We start from the raw sequence: 19817 nt of genomic DNA on the forward strand, positions 1-19817 counted from the left end.
AGGGTCGGCGCATGACCGCTCCCGCGTCCCGCCGCCTGACCCGCGACTCTCGACACAAGGTGATCGCGGGGGTGTGCGCCGGCCTGGCCCGGCGCCTCGGCCTGTCCCGCAACGGACTGCGACTGGCGTTCGTCGTCAGCTGCGTGCTGCCGGGCCCGCAGTTCATCGCCTACCTGGTGCTGTGGGTGCTCATGCCGTCCGACCGCGAGTACTGACCCGCCGGGTCACCAGCTGTTGTTGTTGCCGCCCCGCCGGAGTTCGCGCACCGCGGGACGGACGTCGACCAGGTAGACGACGGCCGCGATCACCGCGGGCAGCCCGAACAGGTTCAGCGGCCCCTGCCACCAGATCACCAGCGCCGCGATGCCGGTGATCGCCATCCAGCCAGGTTTGGTGAGCTTGCCCGCCGCCACGAAGGCCGCCGTCGGGCGGACGATCGCGTCGACGAAGGCCCAGAGCGCGAGCGCCAGCGTGCCCAGACGGACCAGCTCGTAGACGAAGCCGTCGAAGCCCATGCCGCTGAGGATAGGCGTTCCGGCGGCATCCCCGGCGGGTCGACCCGCACCGCGACGGTGACCTGCCCCGGCCGGGTGAGACGGCGCCGCCCCGGCACCCGCGATCGACGTCGGGCGCCGGGGCGGCGTTCAGGTCTCCCTCAGCAGGGACCGGTCACTCGGCGTCGTCGCTCTTGGCCGGGACGGCGAGCGGGTCGGGCACCGGGGTGGTGCTGGCCGCGGCCGTGCCGCGCTTGGCGCCGGCCTTCTTCGCCGGGGCCTTCCGCGCCGCGGCCTTCTTCGCCGGCTTCCCGGCGGTCTCCGCCTCAGCGGCGTCGGCACCGGCCCGGACCCGGCGCTTGGTGGCGGCGGCGGCCTCGGCGGTCTCCTCGGCGACCGTGTCGAGCGCGTCGTCGGCGCGGGCGGCGGTCTTCTGCGCGACCGAGGTGACCTCGTTCGAGGCGGCGTCGACCGTCTCCTGCGCGGTGTCGGCGGCGTCGGCGACAGCGCCCTCGACCGTGTCGACGGTCTGCTCGGCGCGACCGGCGACCCACCGGAAGGTCGGGCCGACCAGCGTCGCGCCCCGGTCGGCGAGCTCGCCGATCGTGGTCAGCGCCTGGGTGCGGGCGGTCTCGACCAGCCCGGTGACCGTGCCGATGACCGTCTCCGGCCGCACGGTGGCGGCGGCGTCGGTCGCCGCGGTGCGGGCCTGGGCGGCGGCGACGCGGGCCTGCTGGGCCGCCGCGGCGGCCTGCTCGCGGGCCTGGCCGGCGCGGACGCGGGCCTCGGCGGCGGCCTGGGCGGCGCGGGCGCGGGCCAGCTCGGCCCGGGTCCGGGCCTCCTTGCCGGCCAGGTCGGCCTGCACCTGGGCCTCGCCGGGCAGCGCCTCGGCGCGCGAGCGCAGCCCGCCGACCACGGTGCGGGCCCGCTCGACGACGGTGTCGCCGGCGCCGAGGGCGGCCAGCAGGCCGGTGCGGCCGGTGCCGACGAGGGTCTCGCCGTAGTGCTTCAGGGTGTCGGTGCGGCTCATGCCGTCTCCTCCTGGGGTGACTGGGTGGGTGGCTGGGGCGGCGGGGTGGTCTCCGCCTGCTCGCGGGCGTGCTCCCGGGCGTAGGTCTCGTACAGCTCCAGGAGCACGGCCTTGTGCCGCTCGGAGAGCGCCGGGTCGGCCCGGATCGCTGCGACGGTGCCGGCGGTGCCCGACCGGCGGTCGAGGATGCCGGCCTGCTCGTAGAGGGTCTCGGCGGAGATCTTCAGGCCGCGGGCGATCTGGGACAGGATCTCCGCCGACGGCTTGCGCAGACCGCGCTCGACCTGGGACAGGTAGGGGTTGCTCACCCCGGCGGCCCGGGCCAGCTCGCGCAGTGACACCTGGGCGGCGCTGCGCTGGCTGCGGATGAACTCGCCCACGTGGGAGCCGACGTTGGCCGGCACGTGCCCGGCCTCCGCCGCGGCCGAGGCGACCGAGTCCCGGACAGCGCTCACCTGCTCGCGGACGAACTCCGTGGGTCGGGCCACGGTCCTACGGTAGCCAGGAGTGCTAGCTGTTGCAAGCGGTGCGCTAGCAGCTGCTCCGGCAGGGACGGGCCGGTCAGGCCAGCGAGGCCGCCGCCCGCACCTGGCCGACCACTCCCTCGCCACCGCTCACCGGCGCGAGCAGCCAGCGGGACAGTGTCTCGGCGGGCACCCCCAGCCGGAGCAGGCCGGCGGTCAGTGCGGGCAGCCGCCCGCGGTCACCGCCGTCGTCCAGCTTCAGCGCCACGGCGCCCGCGCCGGGCAGGGCGGCGACGTGCACACCGTCGGCACCGCCCTTCACCAGCAGACCGGGCACGCCCTGCATGAGCTCGGTGTCGTCACGGCCGGTACCCGCCACCAGCCACGGGTGGGCGCGCATCGCATCGGCGACCAGCCGGTCCGGCGCGCCCGGGTCGGCCTGGACCAGCGAGAGCACCCCGCGGGCCAGCCCGGTCAGCGACAGCGCGTGCTGCGGCGCACCGCAGCCGTCGACGACGACGGCGCTGACCGGCTCCCCGGACGCCTCGCCCAGCCGCGCCTCGATCGCCTGCTGCAGCGGGTGCTCCCGGTCCAGGTAGCCCTCGGTCGGCCAGCCGGCGGCCACGCAGGCCGAGAGCATCGCCGCGTGCTTGCCCGAGCAGTTCATCGCCAGCCGCTCGGGCGCCCGCCCGGCCACCAGCCACTGCGCCCGAGTGCCCTCGTGCTGGGGCAGCGCCGGCGGGCAGCCCAGGTCGTCGGGCCCCAGCCCGGCTCCGGCCAGCAGCTGGTCGGCGAGCTCCCGGTGCCCGTCCTCGCCGTTGTGCGACGCCGCACCGAGCGCCAGCTCCCGGTCGTCCCGCGGACGCCAGCCGGCCGCCAGCAGCGCGGTGGCCTGCACCGGCTTGTTCGCCGAGCGGGGCAGCACCGGCCGGCCGACGTCGCCCACCTCGTGCAGCGGGGCACCTGCGGCGTCCAGCACGACCAGCGCACCGCGGTGCACCGACTCCAGGAAGCCCGAGCGCCACACCTCGACCAGCACCGGCGAGTCCGGCCAGCCCGTCATCAGGCGCGGTGCCGCGACTCGTCGGCGAGCAGCTGCGCCACGTCGGCCAGGCCCTCCCGGTACCGCCGGCCCAGCTCCCCGGCCAGGGCGTCCATCACCTGCTGCACGCCGCGCCGGCGCTCGGACAGGCTGCGCTCTCCCGCGCCCAACGCGCGGGCCGCGTCCTCCAGCTGGTCGTCGGGCAGCGCCGGGACGTCGGAGAGGTCCACCCCGGGAGCCAGGCCGTTCACCCAGTGCTCGTGCTGCTCGGGCGCGGTCGGCTGCACCGTCTGGTGGCGGCCCAGGCCGTGCGCGGGGCCCCGGCCCTTCTCGGCGAGGATCTCCGGCAGCAGGTCGACCAGCGAACGGCCGTCGTGCTCGGCGCGGCGCTGCAGCTCCCGGCGGACGATGTCCAGCCGGCCCTGCAGCAGGCGGCGCGTGTAGGAGAGGTTGACCTCCGCCTGCTCGGCCTGCTGGCGCAGTGCGCGGACCTCGCTCATCGGCAGCTGCTCCACCCCGTCGAGGAAGGAGGGGTCGAGCAGCGCGTCGACGGCGGCGCCGCCGGCAGCGGTCGGGCTGGTCACGGGGAGACCTCCGCAGGTGTGGGACGGACCGGTTCGGGAACGGGGATGCCCAGCAGCTGCCGGGCCTGCACCGTGGACAGCGGCGGACGCTGGGCGATCCGGGCGAGCCCGGCCGCACGCGCCACCAGCTGGGCGTTGTCGCGCACCGGCTCGCCCGGTGCGTAGCTGAGGGTGTCCTCCATGCCGACGCGCAGGTGACCGCCGGCCGACAGCGCGGCCAGCATCACCGGCAGCGAGGTGCGCCCCACGCCGGTGGCGGCGAACGTGGCGCCGGGCGGGAGCGCGGGCAGGCAGGCGGCCAGCGCCGCGGTGGTCCCGGGCATCCCGCCGGGCACGCCCATCACCAGGTCGACGTGCACGTGCCCACCGTGCGGCAGGCCGTGCCGGTCGAGCAGGCGCGCCAGGGTGGCCAGGTGGCCGAGGTCGAACACCTCGAACTCGGGCACGATGCCGCGCTGCTGCATCTGGGTGTGCAGCTCGACGATCAGGTCCCACGGGTTGGCGAAGACGTCCCGGCCGAAGTTCACCGTGCCCAGTGACAGCGAGGCGGCGTCCGGCCCGGCGTCCAGCACCGCGAGGCGCGCCTCGGCCGGGTCGGTGACCGCCCCGCCGGTGGACAGCTGCACCACCAGGTCGGTGGCCTCCCGCACCGCGGCCACCACCTCGCGCACCCGCGGCAGGTCCAGCGTGGGCCGGGTGTCGGCGTCGCGGACGTGCAGGTGCAGGACGGCGGCGCCCAGCGCCTGGCAGTCCCGGGCGGTGGCGACGACCTCCTCCACCGTGACTGGGAGCGCCGGCACGTCGGCCTTGGCCGACTCCGCGCCGGTCGGGGCGAGGGTGATCAGCGTCCCCTCGACGCCGCCGGCAGTGCTCACGCCCGCATCGTCGCAGACCGCACGGCCTTCACCCGGTTGCGGGCCGCCGCCACGGCGGCGTCGACCTCCTGCGGCCCGTCGTCGGGGTCGATCACCGCAGCGGCCTCCCCGACGTGCAGCGTCGCGTCCGGGGCGACCGACTGCTTGACCAGCGCGAGCGCGATCACGCCCAGCTCGTGGTGGCGCACCACCGTGCCGACCCGGCCCACCTCGCGGCTGCCGGCGGTGACCGGGGTGCCGGGGGCGGGCAGCGTCTCGCTCATGCCGTCCAGGTGCAGCAGCACCAGCCGCCGCGGCGGGCGCCCCAGGTTGTGCACCCGGGCGACCGTCTCCTGCCCGCGGTAGCACCCCTTGTCCAGGTGGACGGCGGTGCGCAGCCAGGGCAGCTCGTTGGGGATGGTGCGGTGGTCGCTGTCGACGCCGGCCCGCGGCCGCCGGGCCTCCACCCGGAGCGCCTCGAACGCGTCCAGCCCCGCCGGCACGGCGCCGGCCGCGAACAGCTCGTCGGCGCGGGCGGCCAGCTGGGTGCGCGGCACGAGGAGGTCGACGACCGCGACGCTCCCGTCGCCGATCGCCGGCGACCGGCGGGCCCAGCCACCGGCGGGCAGCGGGACGACGGCGTGCTCGGCGGTCGGGACGGGCCAGCCGGCCGCGGTCAGCACCTCGTCGGCCCGCGGCCCGGCCAGGCTCAGCAGTGCCCAGGCGTCGGTGACCAGCGCCGGCTCCACGCGGAGCATGAACCGCATCTTCTGCAGCCAGTCGGCGAGCGCGGCGCCCGCGCCGGGCTCGGCGTCGGCCCAGGTGGTGCCGGCCAGCTCGGCGAGCACGACGTGGTGCTCCACGTGCCCGTTGGGCCCCAGGAACAGCGCCTCGGTGCCGGTGCCGTCGGCCAGCTCCCGCAGGTGCTGGGAGCTGAGGTCGTGCAGCCAGGAGAGCCGGTCGGCGCCGGTCACGGTCAGCACGTCGCGGTCGCTGCGGTCGACCAGGCCCGCGCCCTCGGCCAGGCGGCGCTGCTCGGGCAGCGGCTCGCCGTAGTGCGCGGCGACGGGGCCGGTGCCGCCGTCCGGGAGGGCGAGCGCGACGGCGCCCGGCCGGGACAGCAACGGGGAGGGGGTGGTCATGAGTGCTCCGTCCGGATCGTGTCGGCGCAGGTCCGGCAGGTGCCCGACAGCGCCACGTGGCCCACGTCCAGCGTGAAACCCAACTCGGCCCCCAGACGTTCCGCGGCGCCGTCGAGCACCGTCGGGTCGACCGAGCTGATCTCCCCGCAGGTCTGGCAGACCACGTGCACGTGCCGGTGCTGCTGGCCCGCGTGGTAGATCGGTGCGCCCTTGCCCAGGTGGGTGTGCCAGACCAGCCCGAGCTGCTCGAGCAGCTCCAGGGTCCGGTAGACCGTGGAGGTGTCCGGTGCCGCCCCGTCCGGGCCGGCCTCGGCCCGCAACCGGGAGCTGATGTCCTCGGGCGTGCCGTGCGAGAGCGCGGTGACGGCGGCGAGCACCCGCTGGCGCTGGGTGGTCAGCCGCAGCCCCCGGGCCCGCAGCTGCTCGGCCAGCGGCGCGGTGCTGGGTCCCCCGGAGGGACTGGGCTCCTCGGACACGCCACCCAGCCTAGGACCGCCGTACGGCAGGGTGGAGCCGTGACGAGCACGCGCGTGGCGGTCTGGCAGGACGGCGGGGCCCGGGTGGTCGACCCCACCCAGCCGGTGGTGACCGCGCTGGACCTCGGCCTGGGGCGCGGCGACGGCTGCTTCGAGTCGGTGCTGGTGACCGGCGGGGGCACCCCGCAGCTGGCCGGGCACCTGACCCGGCTGCGCCGTTCGGCCGCGCTGATGGAGCTCACGCACCCCGGCGACGACGCGGTGCGCGCGGTGATCGGGGCGCTCGTCGCGGGCTGGCCGGCCGAGGTCGACGGCGCCTGCCGGGTCTTCCTGACCCGCGGGCTCGGCGACGGCACCCCGCCCACGCTGCTCGCCCTGCTGGCCCCGGTGCCGGCGGAGACGCTGCGCCAGCGGGAGCAGGGGGTGGCGGTGGTGACCCTCACCCTGGGCCTCTCCGCCGACGTCCGGGCGAGCTCTCCCTGGCTGCTGGGCGGGGCGAAGACGCTCTCCTACGCGGTCAACATGGCCGCGCTCCGCGAGGCCCACCGGCGCGGCGCCGACGACGTCGTCTTCACCTCCCTCGAGGGGCAGCTGCTGGAGGGGCCGACCTCGACCGTCGTCTGGTCGGCCGGCGGGCGGCTGCACACCCCGCCACCGGAGACGGGCATCCTCGCCGGCACCACCCAGGCGCGGCTGTTCGCCGCCGCGGCGGCCGACGACTGGCCGACCGCGGTCACCAGCGGCACGGTCGCCGACCTGCACGCCGCCGACGCGGTCTGGCTGCTGTCCGGCATCCGGGGCGCCACGGCCGTCGTCCGGGTCGACGGCGTCGAGCGCGGGGACGCCGGCCTGACCGGGCGGGTGCGCGAGCTGCTCGCCCGCTGAGCGCCTCCGGACCGGAGTGATCCCGGTCCCCCGGTAGTGTGACCGGGAGGTGCGCCGGGAAGTCTGGTCGGCAGTCCTCTTCGCCGACCCCTGCACCCGGAGCCGCCTCCATGTCCAACGCCCCCTCCCGCGTCTTCTCCCGACGGTCCTGGGCGGAGACCAGCCGGATCGGCGAGGTCCTCCGGCAGGAGACCGTCGGCGGGGTGCTGCTCATGATCGGGGCGCTGCTCGCCCTGGTCTGGGCCAACAGCCCCTGGTCGGAGTCCTACGAGTCCCTGCGGGACCTGCGGGTCGGCCCCGAGTCGCTGCACCTGGACCTCACCCTGGGCACCTGGGCCGCCGACGGCCTGCTGGCGATCTTCTTCTTCGTCGCCGGTCTGGAGCTCAAGCGCGAGTTCGTCGCCGGCGACCTGCGCGACCCGCGCAAGGCCGCCCTCCCGGTCGCCGCCGCGGTCGGCGGCATGGTCGTCCCCGCCGTGCTGTACGCGGTGGTCAACCTCGGGGCGGGCGACGGCGCACTGTCGGGCTGGGCCATCCCCACCGCGACCGACATCGCCTTCGCCCTCGCCGTGCTGGCGGTGATCAGCACCCACCTGCCCAGCGGCCTGCGGACCTTCCTGCTGACCCTGGCGATCGTCGACGACCTGCTGGCGATCACGATCATCGCGGTCTTCTACACCGCGAGCCTGGCGATCACGCCCCTGCTGCTGTCGCTCGTCCCGATCGCCCTCTTCGGTTTCCTGGTGCAGAAGCGGATCCGCTCCTGGTGGCTGCTGCTCCCCCTGGCCGCCGTGGCGTGGGTGCTGATGCACGAGTCCGGCGTCCACGCGACCGTGGCCGGCGTGCTGCTGGCCTTCACCGTGCCCGTGGTGCGCAGCCAGGCCGCCGGTGGCCCGTCGGCCGGTCCGGGGCTGGCCGAGCACCTCGAGCACCGGGTGCGGCCGATCTCCTCGGGCTTCGCCGTCCCGGTCTTCGCCTTCTTCTCCGCCGGGGTCACCGTCGGCGGCCTGTCCGGTCTCGGTTCGGCGCTCACCGACAGCGTCGCCATCGGGATCGTCGTCGGTCTGGTGGTCGGCAAGACCGTGGGCATCACCGGAGCGACCTGGCTGATGAGCCGGTTCACCCGCGCCGAGCTGGACCCGGAGCTGAGCTGGCTCGACGTCATCGGCCTGGCGATGCTCGGCGGCATCGGCTTCACCGTCTCCCTGCTGATCGGTGAGCTCGCGTTCGGCGAGGGCTCGCTGCGCGACGAGCACGTGAAGGTGGGCGTCCTCACCGGCACCCTGCTGGCCGCGCTGCTGGCCGGGGTCCTGCTGAAGATCCGCGACCGGCGCTACCGGCAGATGAGCGAGATGGAGTCGGTGGACGCGGACGCCGACGGCGTGCCCGACGTGTTCCAGCGCGACCCGGATACCCCCGACACGCCCCGCCCCGGCACCGCCGACCCCGACGGACGGACCCGTTCCGCCGACAGCTGAACGAAATGTCGTTGCCGAGCGCCGGGACCGGTCGTACCGTCTCAGGTACACGAGAGAGGAGGTGGTCCGAACATTGATGTCGTTCAGGACTCGTGAGGTGGCTGTCCGCTAGCCGCCGTCCAGATGGGCCGCCCGTTCAGGCACTGTCGAAGACCGGCAGGAACTGAACGACGGCAATCCCGCCCGTCCGTCGTACGGCGGCGAGCGAGAACCGGACAGTCACCCGACCCCCGGGCCGCCGACCGTTGTCCAGTCGGCCCGCGTGCAGCTCCCCGCTCCGGCGGGTTCCAGCGCCGCGGAGCAGCCCGGGGGTTGTCCGTTCCCTGGGAGACTCGACGCCGTGCAGTTCGCCGGGCGCGCGGTCGCGCTGGACACCACCGCCGGCCAGTGGCTTGCCGAGTCGGCCCGGAGCGCCCGCCCGGAGACCGTGGCGGCGCTGGTGCCCGCCGGCTTCCCGGCGCTGGCCCGGGTCTTCCACCCCGCCGTCCGCTACGTGGGTGACGACGACGTCGAGGTCCCCTGGTCCTCCGTCGCCGCCGCCAACGGCACCGCCGCCCACCCGCTGATGCAGTGGGGCTCGGTCACCGGGGCGATGGACTACTTCGAGAACGACGACCAGGCCCCGCTGTGGCACGGCGCCCCCGCCCGCGGCCACCTGCCGGTGCCGGTCGCCGAGCGCATGGTCGAGGTGCTCACCCGCTACACCCGCACCCCGGACGTCTGCTGGTTCGGCGTCGCCCTGGGCGGCGCCGTCCTCACCGACCACCCCACCCTGACCCTCCCCGAACGGGAGTACTGGCTGGTCAACGGGCCGATCACGCTGGCCGCGGAGAACTTCGCCGCCGAGCCCTACGAGCAGAGCGCCAACCTGTGGTGGCCGGCCGACCGGGCGTGGTGCGTGGCCACCGACATCGACCTGGTGACCACCTACGTCGGAGGCAGCGCGGCGTGCATCGCCGAACTGCTCGACGTCGCGGAGCTGGAGGCCGCCCCGGCTGCCGCCACCGACCGCACCACCTGGGACGCCGACGAGGTCAACCCCACCCCCGCCGACGCCCCCGACTGACGGAGGACCCCCTCCTCCCCACCCTTCGCGAGCTCAGGGCGGGCCCCTGGAAGGGGGCCTTACAGCTGGGCGAGCTCGGCTTCCAGGTCGTCCAGGCCGAGGCTGCCCTGGGAGAGGGCGGCCATGTGCCAGGCCTTCAGGTCGAAGTCGGCACCCCGGGCCTGCTGGGCGGCCGCCCGGCCCGCGAGCCAGGCCCGCTCGCCCAGCTTGTAGCTGATCGCCTGCCCGGGCATGCCGAGGTAGCGCACCAGCTCGCTGTCCAGGAACTCCGGGTCGCGGCCACAGTTCTCGCCGAAGAAGGCGCGGGCCAGCTCCGGGGTCCACGGCCGGCCGCGGTGCTCGGCGACCGCCCCCGTCGCGTCGTCGGGGATCGGCAGCTCCAGGTGCATGCCGATGTCGATCACCACGCGGACCGCACGCATCTGCTGGGCGTCCAGGTAGCCCAGCCGCGCGCCGGCGTCGCCCAGGAAGCCCAGCTCGTCCATCAGCCGCTCGGCGTAGAGCGCCCAGCCCTCCGCGTTGGCGCTGACCATGCCCAGCGAGGTCTGGTAGGTGGACAGCTCGCCGGAGACGTAGGCCCACTGGGCCAGCTGCAGGTGGTGGCCGGGAACGCCCTCGTGGTACCAGGTCGAGACCAGGTCCCACAGCGGGAAGCGGTCCTTGCCGAGGGTGGGCAGCCAGGTGCGGCCGGGGCGGGAGAAGTCCTGCGTGGGCCGGGTGTAGTACGGCGCCGCGGCGCTGCCCGGGGGCGCGATCATCGCCTCGACCCGGCGCACCGGCTCGGCGATGTCGAAGTGCACGCCGTCCAGGGCGTCCATCGCCTCGTCCATCATCGCCTGCAGCCGCTGCCGGACCGGCTCGACGCCCTCGACCGCCTCGCCGTGCTCGTTGAGCCAGCGCATCGCCTCCATCGGCGTGCCACCCGGCAGCACGAGCTCGGCCAGGGTGCGCTGCTCGGCGAGGATCCGCTGGTGCTCGGCCCAGCCCCAGGCGTAGGCCTCCTCCAGGCCGCCGTTCGCGCCGAGGTCGCTGCCGTTCCAGGACCGGGCGAAGCGGGCGTACCGCTCGCGGCCGACGGCGTCCGGCGTCCCCTCGGTCTGCGGGGCGTACTCGTCCCGGAGGAAGTCGCGGACCTCGGCGACGGCGGCGTCGGCGGCCTGCGCCGCGGCGTCCAGCTCGCCGCGCAGCTCGTCGGGCCCCGCGGCGACCAGCCCGGCGAAGTACGGCCCGGTCAGCCACTCGTCGAGCTGACCCACGACGGTGTGCACCTGCCGCGGCGCGGCGAACAGCCCGCGGGCCGCGCCCGCGGACAGCGATGCGCGGTAGCCGCGGTACGCCTCCGGCACCCGGGCCAGCCGCCGGCCCAGCACGGCCCAGTCCTCGGTGCTCTGGGTGGGCATGAGGGAGAAGACCTGCCGGATGGCGTGCACCGGCGAGAACAGGTTGGACACCGCGCGCAGGTGCTCGCCGGCCTCGTGCAGGTCCAGCGCGGCGGTCAGCCGCTCGCGCAGCAGCCGGGCGCACCGCCGCTCCACCGGGTCCTCGGCCAGCGCCGGGTCCTCGGCCAGCACCCGGTCGAGCTCGGTCAGGGTGCGCCGGATCAGCTCCGCCTCCGCCTCGGCACCGGCGGGGCTGGTGTCCGGCAGCCGGTCGTCGCCGGGCCGGGTGCCCAGCCCGGTGGCCACCAACGGGTCGAGGTCGGAGATCGCGTCGACGTAGGCGTCGGCGACCTGCCGCGGGGTGCGGGGCGCGGGACTGGTCACGGTCAGCGGATCCTCTCCAGGCGGGCGGACATGGTGGGCCGCAGCGGCTGGTCGCCGGCGGCCCGGTCGATGGCGTACATCAGCGCGCCGTCGACGATGCCGTAGAGCCGGGTGGCGCGGCTGGTGTCGGGGTGGTCGGGGGTGCGGGCCAGCACGTCGCTGACCAGCTCCCAGCTCGTCGTCGTCCGCGCCGTGCCGGCGTAGATCTCGACCAGGCCGGCGGGGGAGACGACGAGCAGCTCCACCTCGTCCTCGCCGCGCGGGCGCCAGAAGCCCGACTCCCGCTGGTCGGCGCCGACGACCTCGCCGTCGTCGCTGAGCCGCCAGGTGCGCGACTCGTAGAAGAGGAACCCCCGGCCGTCGTGGGCGAAGCGCGCCCACTGGCCGAAGCGGTGGTCCCCGCCGGACCCGGCGGCCTGCCCCTCGCCGTGCCACTCCCCCAGCAGCGGGAGCAGGGACAGCAGCTCGTGCGCGACCTCCGGGCCCTCGCGGACGTCGACGGTGTCGGGCACCGGCAGCTCGGTCGGCCCGTGGGCCGGCTGCTCGGGCAGGCCGGGCGGGGTGGGGGCGGTCATCGGGCGCGCTCCGGACGCTCGCGGCGCGTCAGCCGCCACGCGGACGCGGCGCAGCCGACGGCGGTCAGCGCGGTGCACGCCACCAGGAACCAGGCGGAGAACAGACCCATGGGGCCACGCTATCCGCGCGCTCCCACCGCGGCGCCCGCGGCCCCACCCTGGGCCGTCGACCAGCTCTGCACCGTCGCGCGGACGACGTCGTCCCACGGCGTCGCGGCCACCCCGAACACCGCCGTCGTCTCCGCCGCGTCCAGGACGTACTCCTGGTCCCACTGGTGCCGGATGGCCACGATCTCCCGCATCAGCGGGACGGCGAGCCCGGCGGCGCGCAGCACCGGCCAGGGTGTGCCGCTGACCTTCGCCGGCGGTGCGCCCAGGGCCTGGGCCAGGTCGGTCAGCGCCTGCCGCTGGGTCCGCGGCGCCGGGCTGGGCACGTGCCACGCCCGCCCCCAGGACCGGTCGTCGGCACCGAGGGCGATCAGGGTGGCCGCGGCGTCGGGCACGTTGGTCCAGCTGCGCGGGACGTCGGGGTCGCCGATGACCCAGGCCCGCCGGCCGCGGCGCAGGGTGTCCAGCTGGCGGATCAGGTGCGACTGGGCGGCGGGGACGCCGGGCCCGACGAAGTCCGACGCCCGGGCCTCGGTGGCCCGCAGCCGGCCGGCCTGCTGCGCGGCGAGCGCATCGGCCCACATCTGCGCCCGCAGCCGCCCCTTCACGTCGGTGGCGGCCAGCGGGGTCTGCGGCGTCATCGGGCCGGACGGGCGGCCGTACCCGTAGAGGTTGCCCATGATCACCAGGCCGGCGCCGGAGCGCTCGGCCGCGGTCAGCAGCGCGGTGGCGAGCGGCGGCCAGTCCCGGGACCAGGTCGTGTAGTTCGGCGGGTTGACCGCGTTGTAGAGCACGTCTGCCCGGCCGACCGCACGCACCAGCGCCTCGGCGTCAGCGGCGTCCACGGCCGTGTGGCGCACCGCCTCGGTGCTGGTGCCACCGCTGCGCGAGAGGACGACCACCTCGTGACCCTGCTCCGCCAGCAGCCGGGCCGTCGTCGAACCGACCGGGCCCTTGCCGACCACCACGTGTCGCGCCATGTCTCCTCCAGGGAGTTCGTACGAGAGCGGTGCTCTCGTTGGCGCCGACGATGCTCCGCCCGCCGGATCCTGTCAAGAGCACCGCTCTCGTTTGCGATCGGCGCTCTCGGAAGGGCACGATGGCCGCGTGCCGCCGACCGCCCGTGACCGTGCCCGTGCCGAGCTGACCGAGGAGATCACCGCACTGGCCCGCGCCCAGCTGGCCACCGTCGGCGCCGCCGGTCTCTCCCTGCGGGCCGTCGCCCGTGAGCTGGGCATGGTCTCCTCGGCGGTCTACCGCTACTTCCCCAGCCGCGACGAGCTGCTGACCCGGCTGATCATCGACGGGTACAACGCCCTCGGCGAGGCTGCCGAGCGGGCCGACGACCCGGCTGAGCCGCCGCTGACCCGATGGCTCGGGGTCTGCCGCGCCGTGCGCCGCTGGGCGCTGGCCCGCCCCCACGAGTACGCCCTGCTCTACGGCTCCCCGGTGCCCGGCTACCGGGCGCCGCGGGACACCGTCCCGGCGGCCGCCCGGGTCGGCGCCGTCCTGGGCCGGGTCCTGGGCGACGCCGCCCGGGCCGGGGCACTGCCCCCCGCGGCCGGCCGGCCGGCCGGCACGATCAGCCCCGAGGTCACCGCGGTGCTGGGCGGAGAGCACCCGGCACTGGACGACACCGTGCGCGCCCGGGCGCTGCGCGCCTGGAGCGGGTTGTTCGGCACGATCAGCTTCGAGCTGTTCGGCCACTTCGTCGGCTCGGTGACCGACGCGGACACGTTCTTCGACGACGGGATGCGCGACCTCGCCGGACTCCTCGGCATCCGGGCGGACCAGGCCGCCGCGGGGTGACCGCCTGCACGAGGCGGCGAGGAGACGACAGCGCCCGCCCCGGCCGGAGCCGGGACGGGCGCTGATCAGCGGTCCTCAGGAGATGGCGAGGGTGGTCTCGGTGAGCCCGACCTCAGCGTCGACCGTGCGCTCCGCGCGGCCCACCGGGGCCAGCGTGCGCAGGGTCCACGTGCCCGGCGCGGCGAAGAACCGGAACTCGCCCTCCGGGCTGGTCACCACCTCGGCGGTGAACTCGCCCGTGGCGTCCAGCAGGCGCACGTAGGCGCCGGCCACCGGGGAGCCGTCGTGCCAGACCGAACCCTGGATCACCGTCTGGGTGGTCAGGTCGACGCCGGCCAGGCCGCCACCCTGCTTGGGTGCTCCGCACATGTCAGCAGCTCACTTCTCGATCGGGACGCCGACCAGGGAGCCGTACTCGACCCAGCTGCCGTCGTAGTTCTTGACGTCGTTCTTGCCGAGCAGCTCGCGGAGCACGAACCAGGTGTGGCTCGACCGCTCGCCGATCCGGCAGTAGGCGATGGTCGGCTTGCTCTCGTCGAAGCCCTGCTCGGCGTAGAGCGCGGCCAGCTGCTCGTCGCTCTTGAACGTGCCGTCCTCGTTGGCCGCCTTGCTCCACGGGATGTTCATCGCGGTGGGGACGTGGCCGCCCTTCTGCGCCATCTCCTGCGGGAGGTGCGCCGGCGCCAGGATCTTGCCGGAGAACTCGTCGGGCGAACGGACGTCGATGATGTTCTTGCTGCCGATCGAGGCGACGACCTCGTCGCGGAAGGCGCGGATCGACAGGTCGGGCTCGCTGGCCTGGTACTGCGTCGCCGGGCGCTCGACCGGGTCCTTGGACAGCGGGCGCCCGTCGAGCTCCCACTTCTTGCGGCCGCCGTCGATCAGCTTCACGTCGCGGTGGCCGTAGAGCTTGAAGTACCAGTACGCGTAGGCGGCGAACCAGTTGTTGTTGCCGCCGTACAGCACCACGGTGTCGTCGTTGGCGATGCCGCGGGAGGACAGCAGCTGCTCGAAGGCCTCGCGGCCGACGAAGTCGCGGCGCAGCGGGTCCTGCAGGTCGGTCTTCCAGTCCAGCTTGACGGCGCCCTCGAGGTGGCCGTTGTCGTAGGCGCTGGTGTCCTCGTCGACCTCGACGAAGACGATCCCGGGGGCGCCGAGGTGCTCCTGCGCCCAGTCGGCGGTGACGAGCACGTCGCTACGGCTCATGAGTCCTGTTCCTCCATCGGTTGGTGGATGGTGCGCGATCTGCGGTGCGTTCGCGGGGCCGGTACCCACTCGACCGCCGGCACACGGGCTCGGGCGGGAGGGGACGGCGGGGGGCCGGAGGGGCGGTGGTTCCTCAGCAGGCCGGACAGAGGCAGCTGCCGACGCGGCACAGGTCGACTGTGCGTCGCGAGGTCAGCAGGGTGCCCACGGCTGCCGAGGGTAACGGATCACCGGACGCCTGGGGCATGGGCGTCGACCAGGGCGGTCAGCTCCTGCGGGCGAGGCGCCCCCGAGAGCCGCGCGACCACCGCCCCGGACCGGTCCAGCGCGATGAGCGTCGGCGTCACCCGCACCTCCAGCGCGCGCACGGCGTCCAGGTGGCTCTCGGCGTCGACGTGCACGTGCCGCAGCCCCGGCCGGGTGGTCGTCAGCTGCTGCAGCCGGGCGCGGGTGGCACGGCACGGCCCGCAGAAGGCGGTGGAGAACTGGACGACGGTGAGGTCGGCCTCCGACCAGCGGGCACCCAGCTCCGCCAGGACGGCGCGCGTCCGGTCGGTGTCGGTCACCTCGGGGGCAACAGCCCCCGGCGCCGGCGGCATTCCACCGCCGGGTCGGCCAGGTGGGCCGGTCAGCCGCGCAGCACGGTGTCGTTCGCCTCCACCTGCACGTGGACGCCGTCGTCCTGCGCGTCCACCCCGGTCAGCTGCAGGCCGAAGGGCAGCTCGGGCACGGTGTAGCGGAAGTCGAGCAGGTCGGTGGCCCGGTCGACGGCGAAGCCCGGGACGTCGATGCCGACGGCCGACGCCTGCGCGACGTCGACCACCAGGTCCTGGCCGTCGAGAGAGACCGTCCCGGTCGCGCTGACCGGGAACTCCACCCCGAGGACGTCCAGGGTGCGGGTGATCTCCAGCCGGTCACCGCCGGCCGGGCGCAGCGCGGTGTCCCCACCCAGCTGCTGGCTCAGCAGCGCGTAGGACAGCGTCGCCGTCCCGTCGACCCGGTCGACCGGGATCTCCTGCACCGAGCCGGAGACGACGTCGGAGAGCGGGACCTGCACACCGGAGAGCGAGACCTCCGCGCTCGTGCCGGCCGGCTGACCCAGCTGCTCGGCGGTCAGCTGGATGCGCACCCGGTCGTACTCCCCGGCGACCGCCTGGGTCAGGAACGGGAACCCGGTGATGTCGACCTCCGGCTCGCCCGAGAGGCCACCGCGCTCGGCGAGCTGACCGGCCACCTGGTCCTCGGCGACGGCCACGCCCACCCGATCGGCCACCACGAGCAGGCCGGCCAGCAGCAGGACGAGCACCAGCAGGGTCCGCACGGCGCTCAGCCCGTGGCGTAGAGGGTCAGCGCGTACGCGAACGGCGACGCGGCGGCGAAGGGCAGCACGGCCTGCACGACGGGGAGCGCCCAGCTCGGCTCCGCGCGCTCGACCACGACGTAGGAGGCGCCCACCGCGGTCAGCGCGGCCACCCCGGCCAGGGCAGCTCCGAAGAACACGTCCCAGAGGTGCTCGACCAGCGGCCCCCCGTCGCCGGCCAGCAGGGCGGCCGCGACCCCGGCAGCCACGGCGAGCACCAGGCCGACGAGCCCGCGGGGCACGCCGGTGGCCAGCTGCGGCCGGGGCAGCACCAGGTCGACCAGGTGGCCGACCACCAGCGCCGCCGCCACCACGAGCGCCGCGGTGGTGGCCGCCTGCGGGCCGTCGTCGACGCGGGCGACGCCCAGGTGCACCGCGAGGGCGCACAGCGAGCAGAGCAGGAGCAGCACCCCGGCCAGCGAGGCCACCAGGTACTCCCGCGGTGCACGGCGGGTCATCTGGTGGACGACGGCGGCGAGGAAGCCCAGCCCCAGGACGACCAGCAGCGCGTCCAGCTCCGGGCGCTCGGGCAGCAGCAGCGCGACGTCGGCCCCCGCGGCGGCCAGCACGCCGAGCAGCACCGACCCGGCCGCCCCGCGGATGCCGGTGGCCACCACCCAGCCGGCGACCAGGGCCAGCTGGAGCACCGCGACCGCGGCGATCCGGCCCGGCCCGTCGAACAGGGCCGGGAGCCCGGCCAGCAACCCGGCCGCCACGAGCACTCCTGCGGCGGCCGGGAGGTGGTGGCGGGGCCGCGACTGCTGCGACGACGGCAGCGCGTCGGGCGCGGCGGAGATCACCGGTCGATCGTCCCAGAGGTCGCCGTCCCCACGGGGACGGCCCGGGCCGACGTGTCGTCGGCACCCACGGCCGCGACCGCCCAGCGGCCGATCCGCTCGGCGAGCGGCGCGGTCACGCCGTTCTCCGCGTGACCCATGCCCCGTTCCACCCAGACGGTGGCGGCCGGGCCGGCCGCCTGCGCCAGGCTCCGGAAGTGCTCCAGCGGGAAGTACTCGTCCCGGTCCCCGTGCACCAGCAGCAGGGGCACCGGCGCGATGGCGGCGGCCACCCGGACCGGCGCGAGCGGCAGCTGGGCCCACGGCACACCGAGCCGGATCCGGAGCAGCGGCGCGACCAGCCGGCGGCCCAGGGTGGTCTCCAGCAGCCAGTGCACCCGGCGCATCGGCGGGGTGTCCCGGACGTACCAGCGGCTCACGGCGCTCACGCTGACCACGGCGTCCGGGCGGTGCGCCCCCAGCGCGGCCTGCCGGAGGGCCACACCCCCGCCCATCGAGAAGCCGACGGTGACCACCGACCCGGCGCCGGCCGCCCGAGCGGCGCGGACTGCGGCGTCGACGTCGCCGACCTCGGGATCGCCACCGACGGTGGTGACCCCTCCGGAGCGGCCGTGCCCCCGGAAGTCGACGGCCCGCACGTCCCCGAACGCGCGCAACCAGCCGACCAGCCGGCGGAACGGTTCCGCGTCGACGGAGTTGCCGAACCCGTGGGCCAGGACGAAGGTGGGCCGCCCCGCCGGGGCCCCGGGCAGGGCGGGTGCGGAGAAGCCGGACAGCTGCACGCCGTCGTCCGTGCGGAGCCGCAGCAGCGCGCCGTCGCTCGGAAGGGTGGATCGGCGCCGCACGTCCGCTATCCTGCCTGCTCACCTCGACATCGGCGTCGACGGCCCGCCAGATGGCAGCACGGTGAGGAGACCGCCATGCGACTCGTGCTCATGACCTCGGCCCGGCAGCCGACGACCGAGGTGCTGCCGGCCCTCGGGCTGCTCGCCCACCAGGTGCGCGTCGTCGCCCCGGAGCTGTCCAGCCTGCTCGACGGCGACGCCGGCGACGTGGTGCTGGTCGACGCCCGCCACGACCTGGTCTCCGCCCGCACGCTGTGCTCGCTGCTCGCCTCCACCGGCGTCGCGGCGTCGCTGGTCGCCGTCCTCTCCGAGGGCGGCCTGGTGGCGCTCTCCGCCGACTGGGGCGTCGACGACGTGGTGCTCGACACCGCCGGCCCGGCCGAGGTCGACGCGCGGCTGAAGTGGGCCACCGCCCGGCGGCTGGCCGCGGCCACCCCGGTCGACGGCGGCGACGGCGGGGTGACCAAGGCCGGCGAGCTGGTCATCGACGAGCACAGCTACTCCGCCAAGCTCCGCGGCCGGCCGCTCGACCTGACCTACAAGGAGTTCGAGCTCCTCAAGTACCTCGCGCAGCACCCGGGCCGGGTGTTCTCCCGCGCCCAGCTGCTGCAGGAGATCTGGGGCTACGACTACTTCGGGGGCACCCGCACCGTCGACGTCCACGTGCGCCGCCTCCGGGCCAAGCTCGGCACCGAGCACGAGGCGCTGATCGGCACCGTGCGCAACGTCGGCTACAAGCTCGACCAGCAGGTCGCCGACGCCACCGCCGCGGCCGGCCGGGCCACCACCGACACCGGCTCGCCGGTCTCCTGAGCGGCGTGGCCGACCCGCTCCGGATCACCGACGCCGACCGCCTCCCCCCGGACGCCGTCCCCGAGGTCCGGGCGCTGCTGCAGACGGCGCTGACCGCCGACGGCGTCCGCCCCGTCTCGGAGGAGGCCGAGCTGCGGCTGCAGCACGGCGGTCCGGTCGGTGGCCGCGACGTCGTCGTCCGGGTGGCCGACGGCCCCCTCGCCGGCTACGCCCGGCTCGAGGCGGCGCCCGGCGAGGCGGAGGCCGAGGCCGAGCTGGTGGTGGCACCGGGCGCCCGCCGGCGCGGCATCGGCACCGCCCTGCTGGCCCACCTGGAGACGCTGGCCGGCGACCGCCCGCTGCGGGTGTGGGCGCACGGCGAGCGGCCCGGGTCGGCCGAGCTGGCCGGGTCCCGCGGCTACGAGCGGGCCCGGGTGCTGCTCCAGATGCGCCGCCCGCTGGCCGACGTCGACCCCGACCCGCGGCCGGCGCTGCCACCGGGTGTCACGGTGCGCACCTTCCGCCCGGGCACCGACGAGGCCGCCTGGCTGCACGTGAACGCCCGCGCCTTCGCCACCCACCCCGAGCAGGGCCGCTGGACCACCGAGGACGTCGCGCTGCGCGAGGCCGAGCCGTGGTTCGACCCGAACGGCTTCTTCCTGGCCTGGGAGGGCGACCCCGACGACGGCGGCCGGCTGCTCGGCTCGCACTGGACGAAGGTGCACCCGGCCGGGGAGGCCGGGCCCGACCCGGTGGGCGAGATCTACGTGCTGGGCATCGACCCCGACGCACAGGGCATGCGGCTGGGCCGCGCGCTCACCGACCTGGGGCTGGCCCACCTGCGGCGGCTGGGGCTCAGCTCGGTGCTGCTCTACGTGGAGGAGGACAACACCGCAGCGGTGCGCCTGTACGAGCGCAGCGGGTTCGTCCGGCACGCGGTCGACGTCGCCTGGCGGCGGGGCTCCGACCGCTCCTGAGCGCTGCCCGGCGACAGCGCTCGGAGAGTGAGCCAGGCCACGCATTACCGTAACGAAGCGATAACGGCCA

At 75.6% G+C, this 19817-nt stretch carries 25 protein-coding genes; 7 read left to right on the forward strand and 18 right to left on the reverse strand.

All coding sequences use genetic code 11. The features are described 5' to 3' along the window. Positions 1-11 precede the first annotated feature (11 nt). Positions 12-215 carry a PspC domain-containing protein gene (locus ACI795_RS02770; RefSeq protein WP_457073680.1) on the forward strand — a complete coding sequence of 68 codons (204 nt, stop codon included), beginning with the start codon at positions 12-14 and terminating at the stop codon, positions 213-215. Between the two features lie 9 nt (positions 216-224). On the opposite strand, the gene ACI795_RS02775 is transcribed toward ACI795_RS02770, so the two are convergent. The 8 genes from ACI795_RS02775 to ACI795_RS02810 form a co-directional block, all read right to left on the reverse strand. Then, positions 225-515, reverse strand: a complete 291-nt coding sequence (locus ACI795_RS02775; RefSeq protein WP_457073681.1) for a DUF2516 family protein — start codon at positions 513-515, stop codon at positions 225-227. Positions 516-669: 154 nt separating this feature from the next. Beyond that, positions 670-1524: a hypothetical protein gene (locus ACI795_RS02780; protein ID WP_457073682.1), complete on the reverse strand. Its 855-nt coding sequence runs from the start codon at positions 1522-1524 to the stop codon at positions 670-672. Next, positions 1521-2012, reverse strand: coding sequence for a helix-turn-helix domain-containing protein (locus ACI795_RS02785; protein WP_457073683.1), 492 nt, complete (start codon positions 2010-2012; stop codon positions 1521-1523). Before ACI795_RS02785 ends, ACI795_RS02780 begins: the two co-directional genes overlap by 4 nt. Positions 2013-2085: 73 nt before the next feature. Further along, on the reverse strand, positions 2086-3051 hold the full coding sequence (locus ACI795_RS02790; RefSeq protein WP_457073684.1) for an asparaginase: 966 nt from the start codon (positions 3049-3051) through the stop codon (positions 2086-2088). Continuing rightward, positions 3051-3614 carry an RsiG family protein gene (locus tag ACI795_RS02795; RefSeq protein WP_457073685.1) on the reverse strand — a complete coding sequence of 188 codons (564 nt, stop codon included), beginning with the start codon at positions 3612-3614 and terminating at the stop codon, positions 3051-3053. The genes ACI795_RS02790 and ACI795_RS02795 overlap by 1 nt, the downstream gene beginning before the upstream one ends. After that, a complete protein-coding gene (locus ACI795_RS02800; RefSeq protein WP_457073686.1) occupies positions 3611-4489 on the reverse strand; it encodes a 3-keto-5-aminohexanoate cleavage protein in 879 nt (292 codons plus the stop codon). The genes ACI795_RS02795 and ACI795_RS02800 overlap by 4 nt, the downstream gene beginning before the upstream one ends. Then, positions 4486-5610 (reverse strand): CAF17-like 4Fe-4S cluster assembly/insertion protein YgfZ, encoded by a 1125-nt coding sequence (gene ygfZ, locus ACI795_RS02805; RefSeq protein WP_457073687.1) that lies wholly within the window; start codon positions 5608-5610, stop codon positions 4486-4488. Before ygfZ ends, ACI795_RS02800 begins: the two co-directional genes overlap by 4 nt. Further along, entirely contained in the window at positions 5607-6086 is a 480-nt protein-coding gene (locus ACI795_RS02810) for a Fur family transcriptional regulator (RefSeq protein ID WP_457073688.1), read from the reverse strand. Before ACI795_RS02810 ends, ygfZ begins: the two co-directional genes overlap by 4 nt. 39 nt (positions 6087-6125) lie before the next feature. Between ACI795_RS02810 and ACI795_RS02815 the strand changes: the two genes are divergently transcribed. From ACI795_RS02815 to ACI795_RS02825, 3 genes are all read left to right on the forward strand, one after another. Further along, complete coding sequence (locus ACI795_RS02815; RefSeq protein ID WP_457073689.1) at positions 6126-6971, forward strand: aminotransferase class IV; 846 nt, start codon at positions 6126-6128, stop codon at positions 6969-6971. A 110-nt stretch (positions 6972-7081) separates the two neighbouring features. Next, the gene (nhaA, locus tag ACI795_RS02820; protein ID WP_457073690.1) at positions 7082-8449 is read left to right on the forward strand and encodes a Na+/H+ antiporter NhaA; all 1368 of its coding nucleotides are present in this window, start codon (positions 7082-7084) and stop codon (positions 8447-8449) included. Between the two features lie 340 nt (positions 8450-8789). Then, positions 8790-9515: a hypothetical protein gene (locus ACI795_RS02825; RefSeq protein WP_457073691.1), complete on the forward strand. Its 726-nt coding sequence runs from the start codon at positions 8790-8792 to the stop codon at positions 9513-9515. A 59-nt stretch (positions 9516-9574) separates the two neighbouring features. Here ACI795_RS02825 and ACI795_RS02830 read toward each other — a convergent pair whose 3' ends face one another. The 3 genes from ACI795_RS02830 to ACI795_RS02840 all read right to left on the reverse strand — a co-directional run bounded on the left by ACI795_RS02830 (position 9575) and on the right by ACI795_RS02840 (position 12941). Next, positions 9575-11278, reverse strand: coding sequence for a DUF885 domain-containing protein (locus tag ACI795_RS02830; RefSeq protein WP_457073692.1), 1704 nt, complete (start codon positions 11276-11278; stop codon positions 9575-9577). 2 nt (positions 11279-11280) lie between these two features. Then, positions 11281-11853 (reverse strand): FABP family protein, encoded by a 573-nt coding sequence (locus ACI795_RS02835; protein WP_457073693.1) that lies wholly within the window; start codon positions 11851-11853, stop codon positions 11281-11283. Between the two features lie 119 nt (positions 11854-11972). Continuing rightward, positions 11973-12941, reverse strand: a complete 969-nt coding sequence (locus tag ACI795_RS02840; protein ID WP_457073694.1) for an NAD-dependent epimerase/dehydratase family protein — start codon at positions 12939-12941, stop codon at positions 11973-11975. A gap of 127 nt (positions 12942-13068) precedes the next feature. Here ACI795_RS02840 and ACI795_RS02845 point away from each other — a divergent pair, with 127 nt between their 5' ends. Then, a complete protein-coding gene (locus tag ACI795_RS02845; protein ID WP_457073695.1) occupies positions 13069-13770 on the forward strand; it encodes a TetR/AcrR family transcriptional regulator in 702 nt (233 codons plus the stop codon). Positions 13771-13845: 75 nt separating this feature from the next. Here ACI795_RS02845 and ACI795_RS02850 read toward each other — a convergent pair whose 3' ends face one another. From ACI795_RS02850 to ACI795_RS02880, 7 genes are all read right to left on the reverse strand, one after another. Beyond that, positions 13846-14139, reverse strand: a complete 294-nt coding sequence (locus tag ACI795_RS02850) for a DUF1416 domain-containing protein (protein ID WP_457073696.1) — start codon at positions 14137-14139, stop codon at positions 13846-13848. Between the two features lie 9 nt (positions 14140-14148). Further along, positions 14149-14976 (reverse strand): sulfurtransferase, encoded by an 828-nt coding sequence (locus ACI795_RS02855; protein WP_457073697.1) that lies wholly within the window; start codon positions 14974-14976, stop codon positions 14149-14151. Between the two features lie 133 nt (positions 14977-15109). Continuing rightward, a complete protein-coding gene (locus ACI795_RS02860; protein ID WP_457073698.1) occupies positions 15110-15223 on the reverse strand; it encodes a putative leader peptide in 114 nt (37 codons plus the stop codon). Then, entirely contained in the window at positions 15204-15542 is a 339-nt protein-coding gene (locus ACI795_RS02865; RefSeq protein ID WP_457073699.1) for a thioredoxin family protein, read from the reverse strand. Before ACI795_RS02865 ends, ACI795_RS02860 begins: the two co-directional genes overlap by 20 nt. Positions 15543-15604: 62 nt before the next feature. Beyond that, positions 15605-16297 (reverse strand): LmeA family phospholipid-binding protein, encoded by a 693-nt coding sequence (locus ACI795_RS02870; RefSeq protein WP_457073700.1) that lies wholly within the window; start codon positions 16295-16297, stop codon positions 15605-15607. 5 nt (positions 16298-16302) lie between these two features. Next, positions 16303-17136, reverse strand: a complete 834-nt coding sequence (locus ACI795_RS02875) for a hypothetical protein (protein ID WP_457073701.1) — start codon at positions 17134-17136, stop codon at positions 16303-16305. Beyond that, complete coding sequence (locus ACI795_RS02880) at positions 17133-17978, reverse strand: alpha/beta hydrolase (RefSeq protein WP_457073702.1); 846 nt, start codon at positions 17976-17978, stop codon at positions 17133-17135. The genes ACI795_RS02875 and ACI795_RS02880 overlap by 4 nt, the downstream gene beginning before the upstream one ends. 75 nt (positions 17979-18053) lie before the next feature. Here ACI795_RS02880 and ACI795_RS02885 point away from each other — a divergent pair, with 75 nt between their 5' ends. Together ACI795_RS02885 and mshD are read left to right on the forward strand one after the other, a co-directional pair. Continuing rightward, a complete protein-coding gene (locus ACI795_RS02885) occupies positions 18054-18791 on the forward strand; it encodes a winged helix-turn-helix transcriptional regulator (protein WP_457073703.1) in 738 nt (245 codons plus the stop codon). Between the two features lie 5 nt (positions 18792-18796). Continuing rightward, positions 18797-19747, forward strand: coding sequence for a mycothiol synthase (gene mshD, locus ACI795_RS02890; protein WP_457073704.1), 951 nt, complete (start codon positions 18797-18799; stop codon positions 19745-19747). Positions 19748-19817 lie beyond the last annotated feature (70 nt).

Source organism: Modestobacter sp. SYSU DS0290 (genome assembly GCF_054050955.1).

Bases quoted from the DNA above. Each gene is read 5' to 3' on its own strand.
- ACI795_RS02770 (WP_457073680.1), top strand. From the start codon at position 12: ATGACCGCTCCCGCGTCCCGCCGCCTGACCCGCGACTCTCGACACAAG.
- ACI795_RS02775 (WP_457073681.1), bottom strand. From the start codon at position 515: ATGGGCTTCGACGGCTTCGTCTACGAGCTGGTCCGTCTGGGCACGCTG.
- ACI795_RS02780 (WP_457073682.1), bottom strand. From the start codon at position 1,524: ATGAGCCGCACCGACACCCTGAAGCACTACGGCGAGACCCTCGTCGGC.
- ACI795_RS02790 (WP_457073684.1), bottom strand. From the start codon at position 3,051: ATGACGGGCTGGCCGGACTCGCCGGTGCTGGTCGAGGTGTGGCGCTCG.
- ygfZ (WP_457073687.1), bottom strand. From the start codon at position 5,610: ATGACCACCCCCTCCCCGTTGCTGTCCCGGCCGGGCGCCGTCGCGCTC.
- nhaA (WP_457073690.1), top strand. From the start codon at position 7,082: ATGTCCAACGCCCCCTCCCGCGTCTTCTCCCGACGGTCCTGGGCGGAG.
- ACI795_RS02835 (WP_457073693.1), bottom strand. From the start codon at position 11,853: ATGACCGCCCCCACCCCGCCCGGCCTGCCCGAGCAGCCGGCCCACGGG.
- ACI795_RS02840 (WP_457073694.1), bottom strand. From the start codon at position 12,941: ATGGCGCGACACGTGGTGGTCGGCAAGGGCCCGGTCGGTTCGACGACG.
- ACI795_RS02850 (WP_457073696.1), bottom strand. From the start codon at position 14,139: ATGTGCGGAGCACCCAAGCAGGGTGGCGGCCTGGCCGGCGTCGACCTG.
- ACI795_RS02855 (WP_457073697.1), bottom strand. From the start codon at position 14,976: ATGAGCCGTAGCGACGTGCTCGTCACCGCCGACTGGGCGCAGGAGCAC.
- ACI795_RS02860 (WP_457073698.1), bottom strand. From the start codon at position 15,223: ATGCCCCAGGCGTCCGGTGATCCGTTACCCTCGGCAGCCGTGGGCACC.
- ACI795_RS02885 (WP_457073703.1), top strand. From the start codon at position 18,054: ATGCGACTCGTGCTCATGACCTCGGCCCGGCAGCCGACGACCGAGGTG.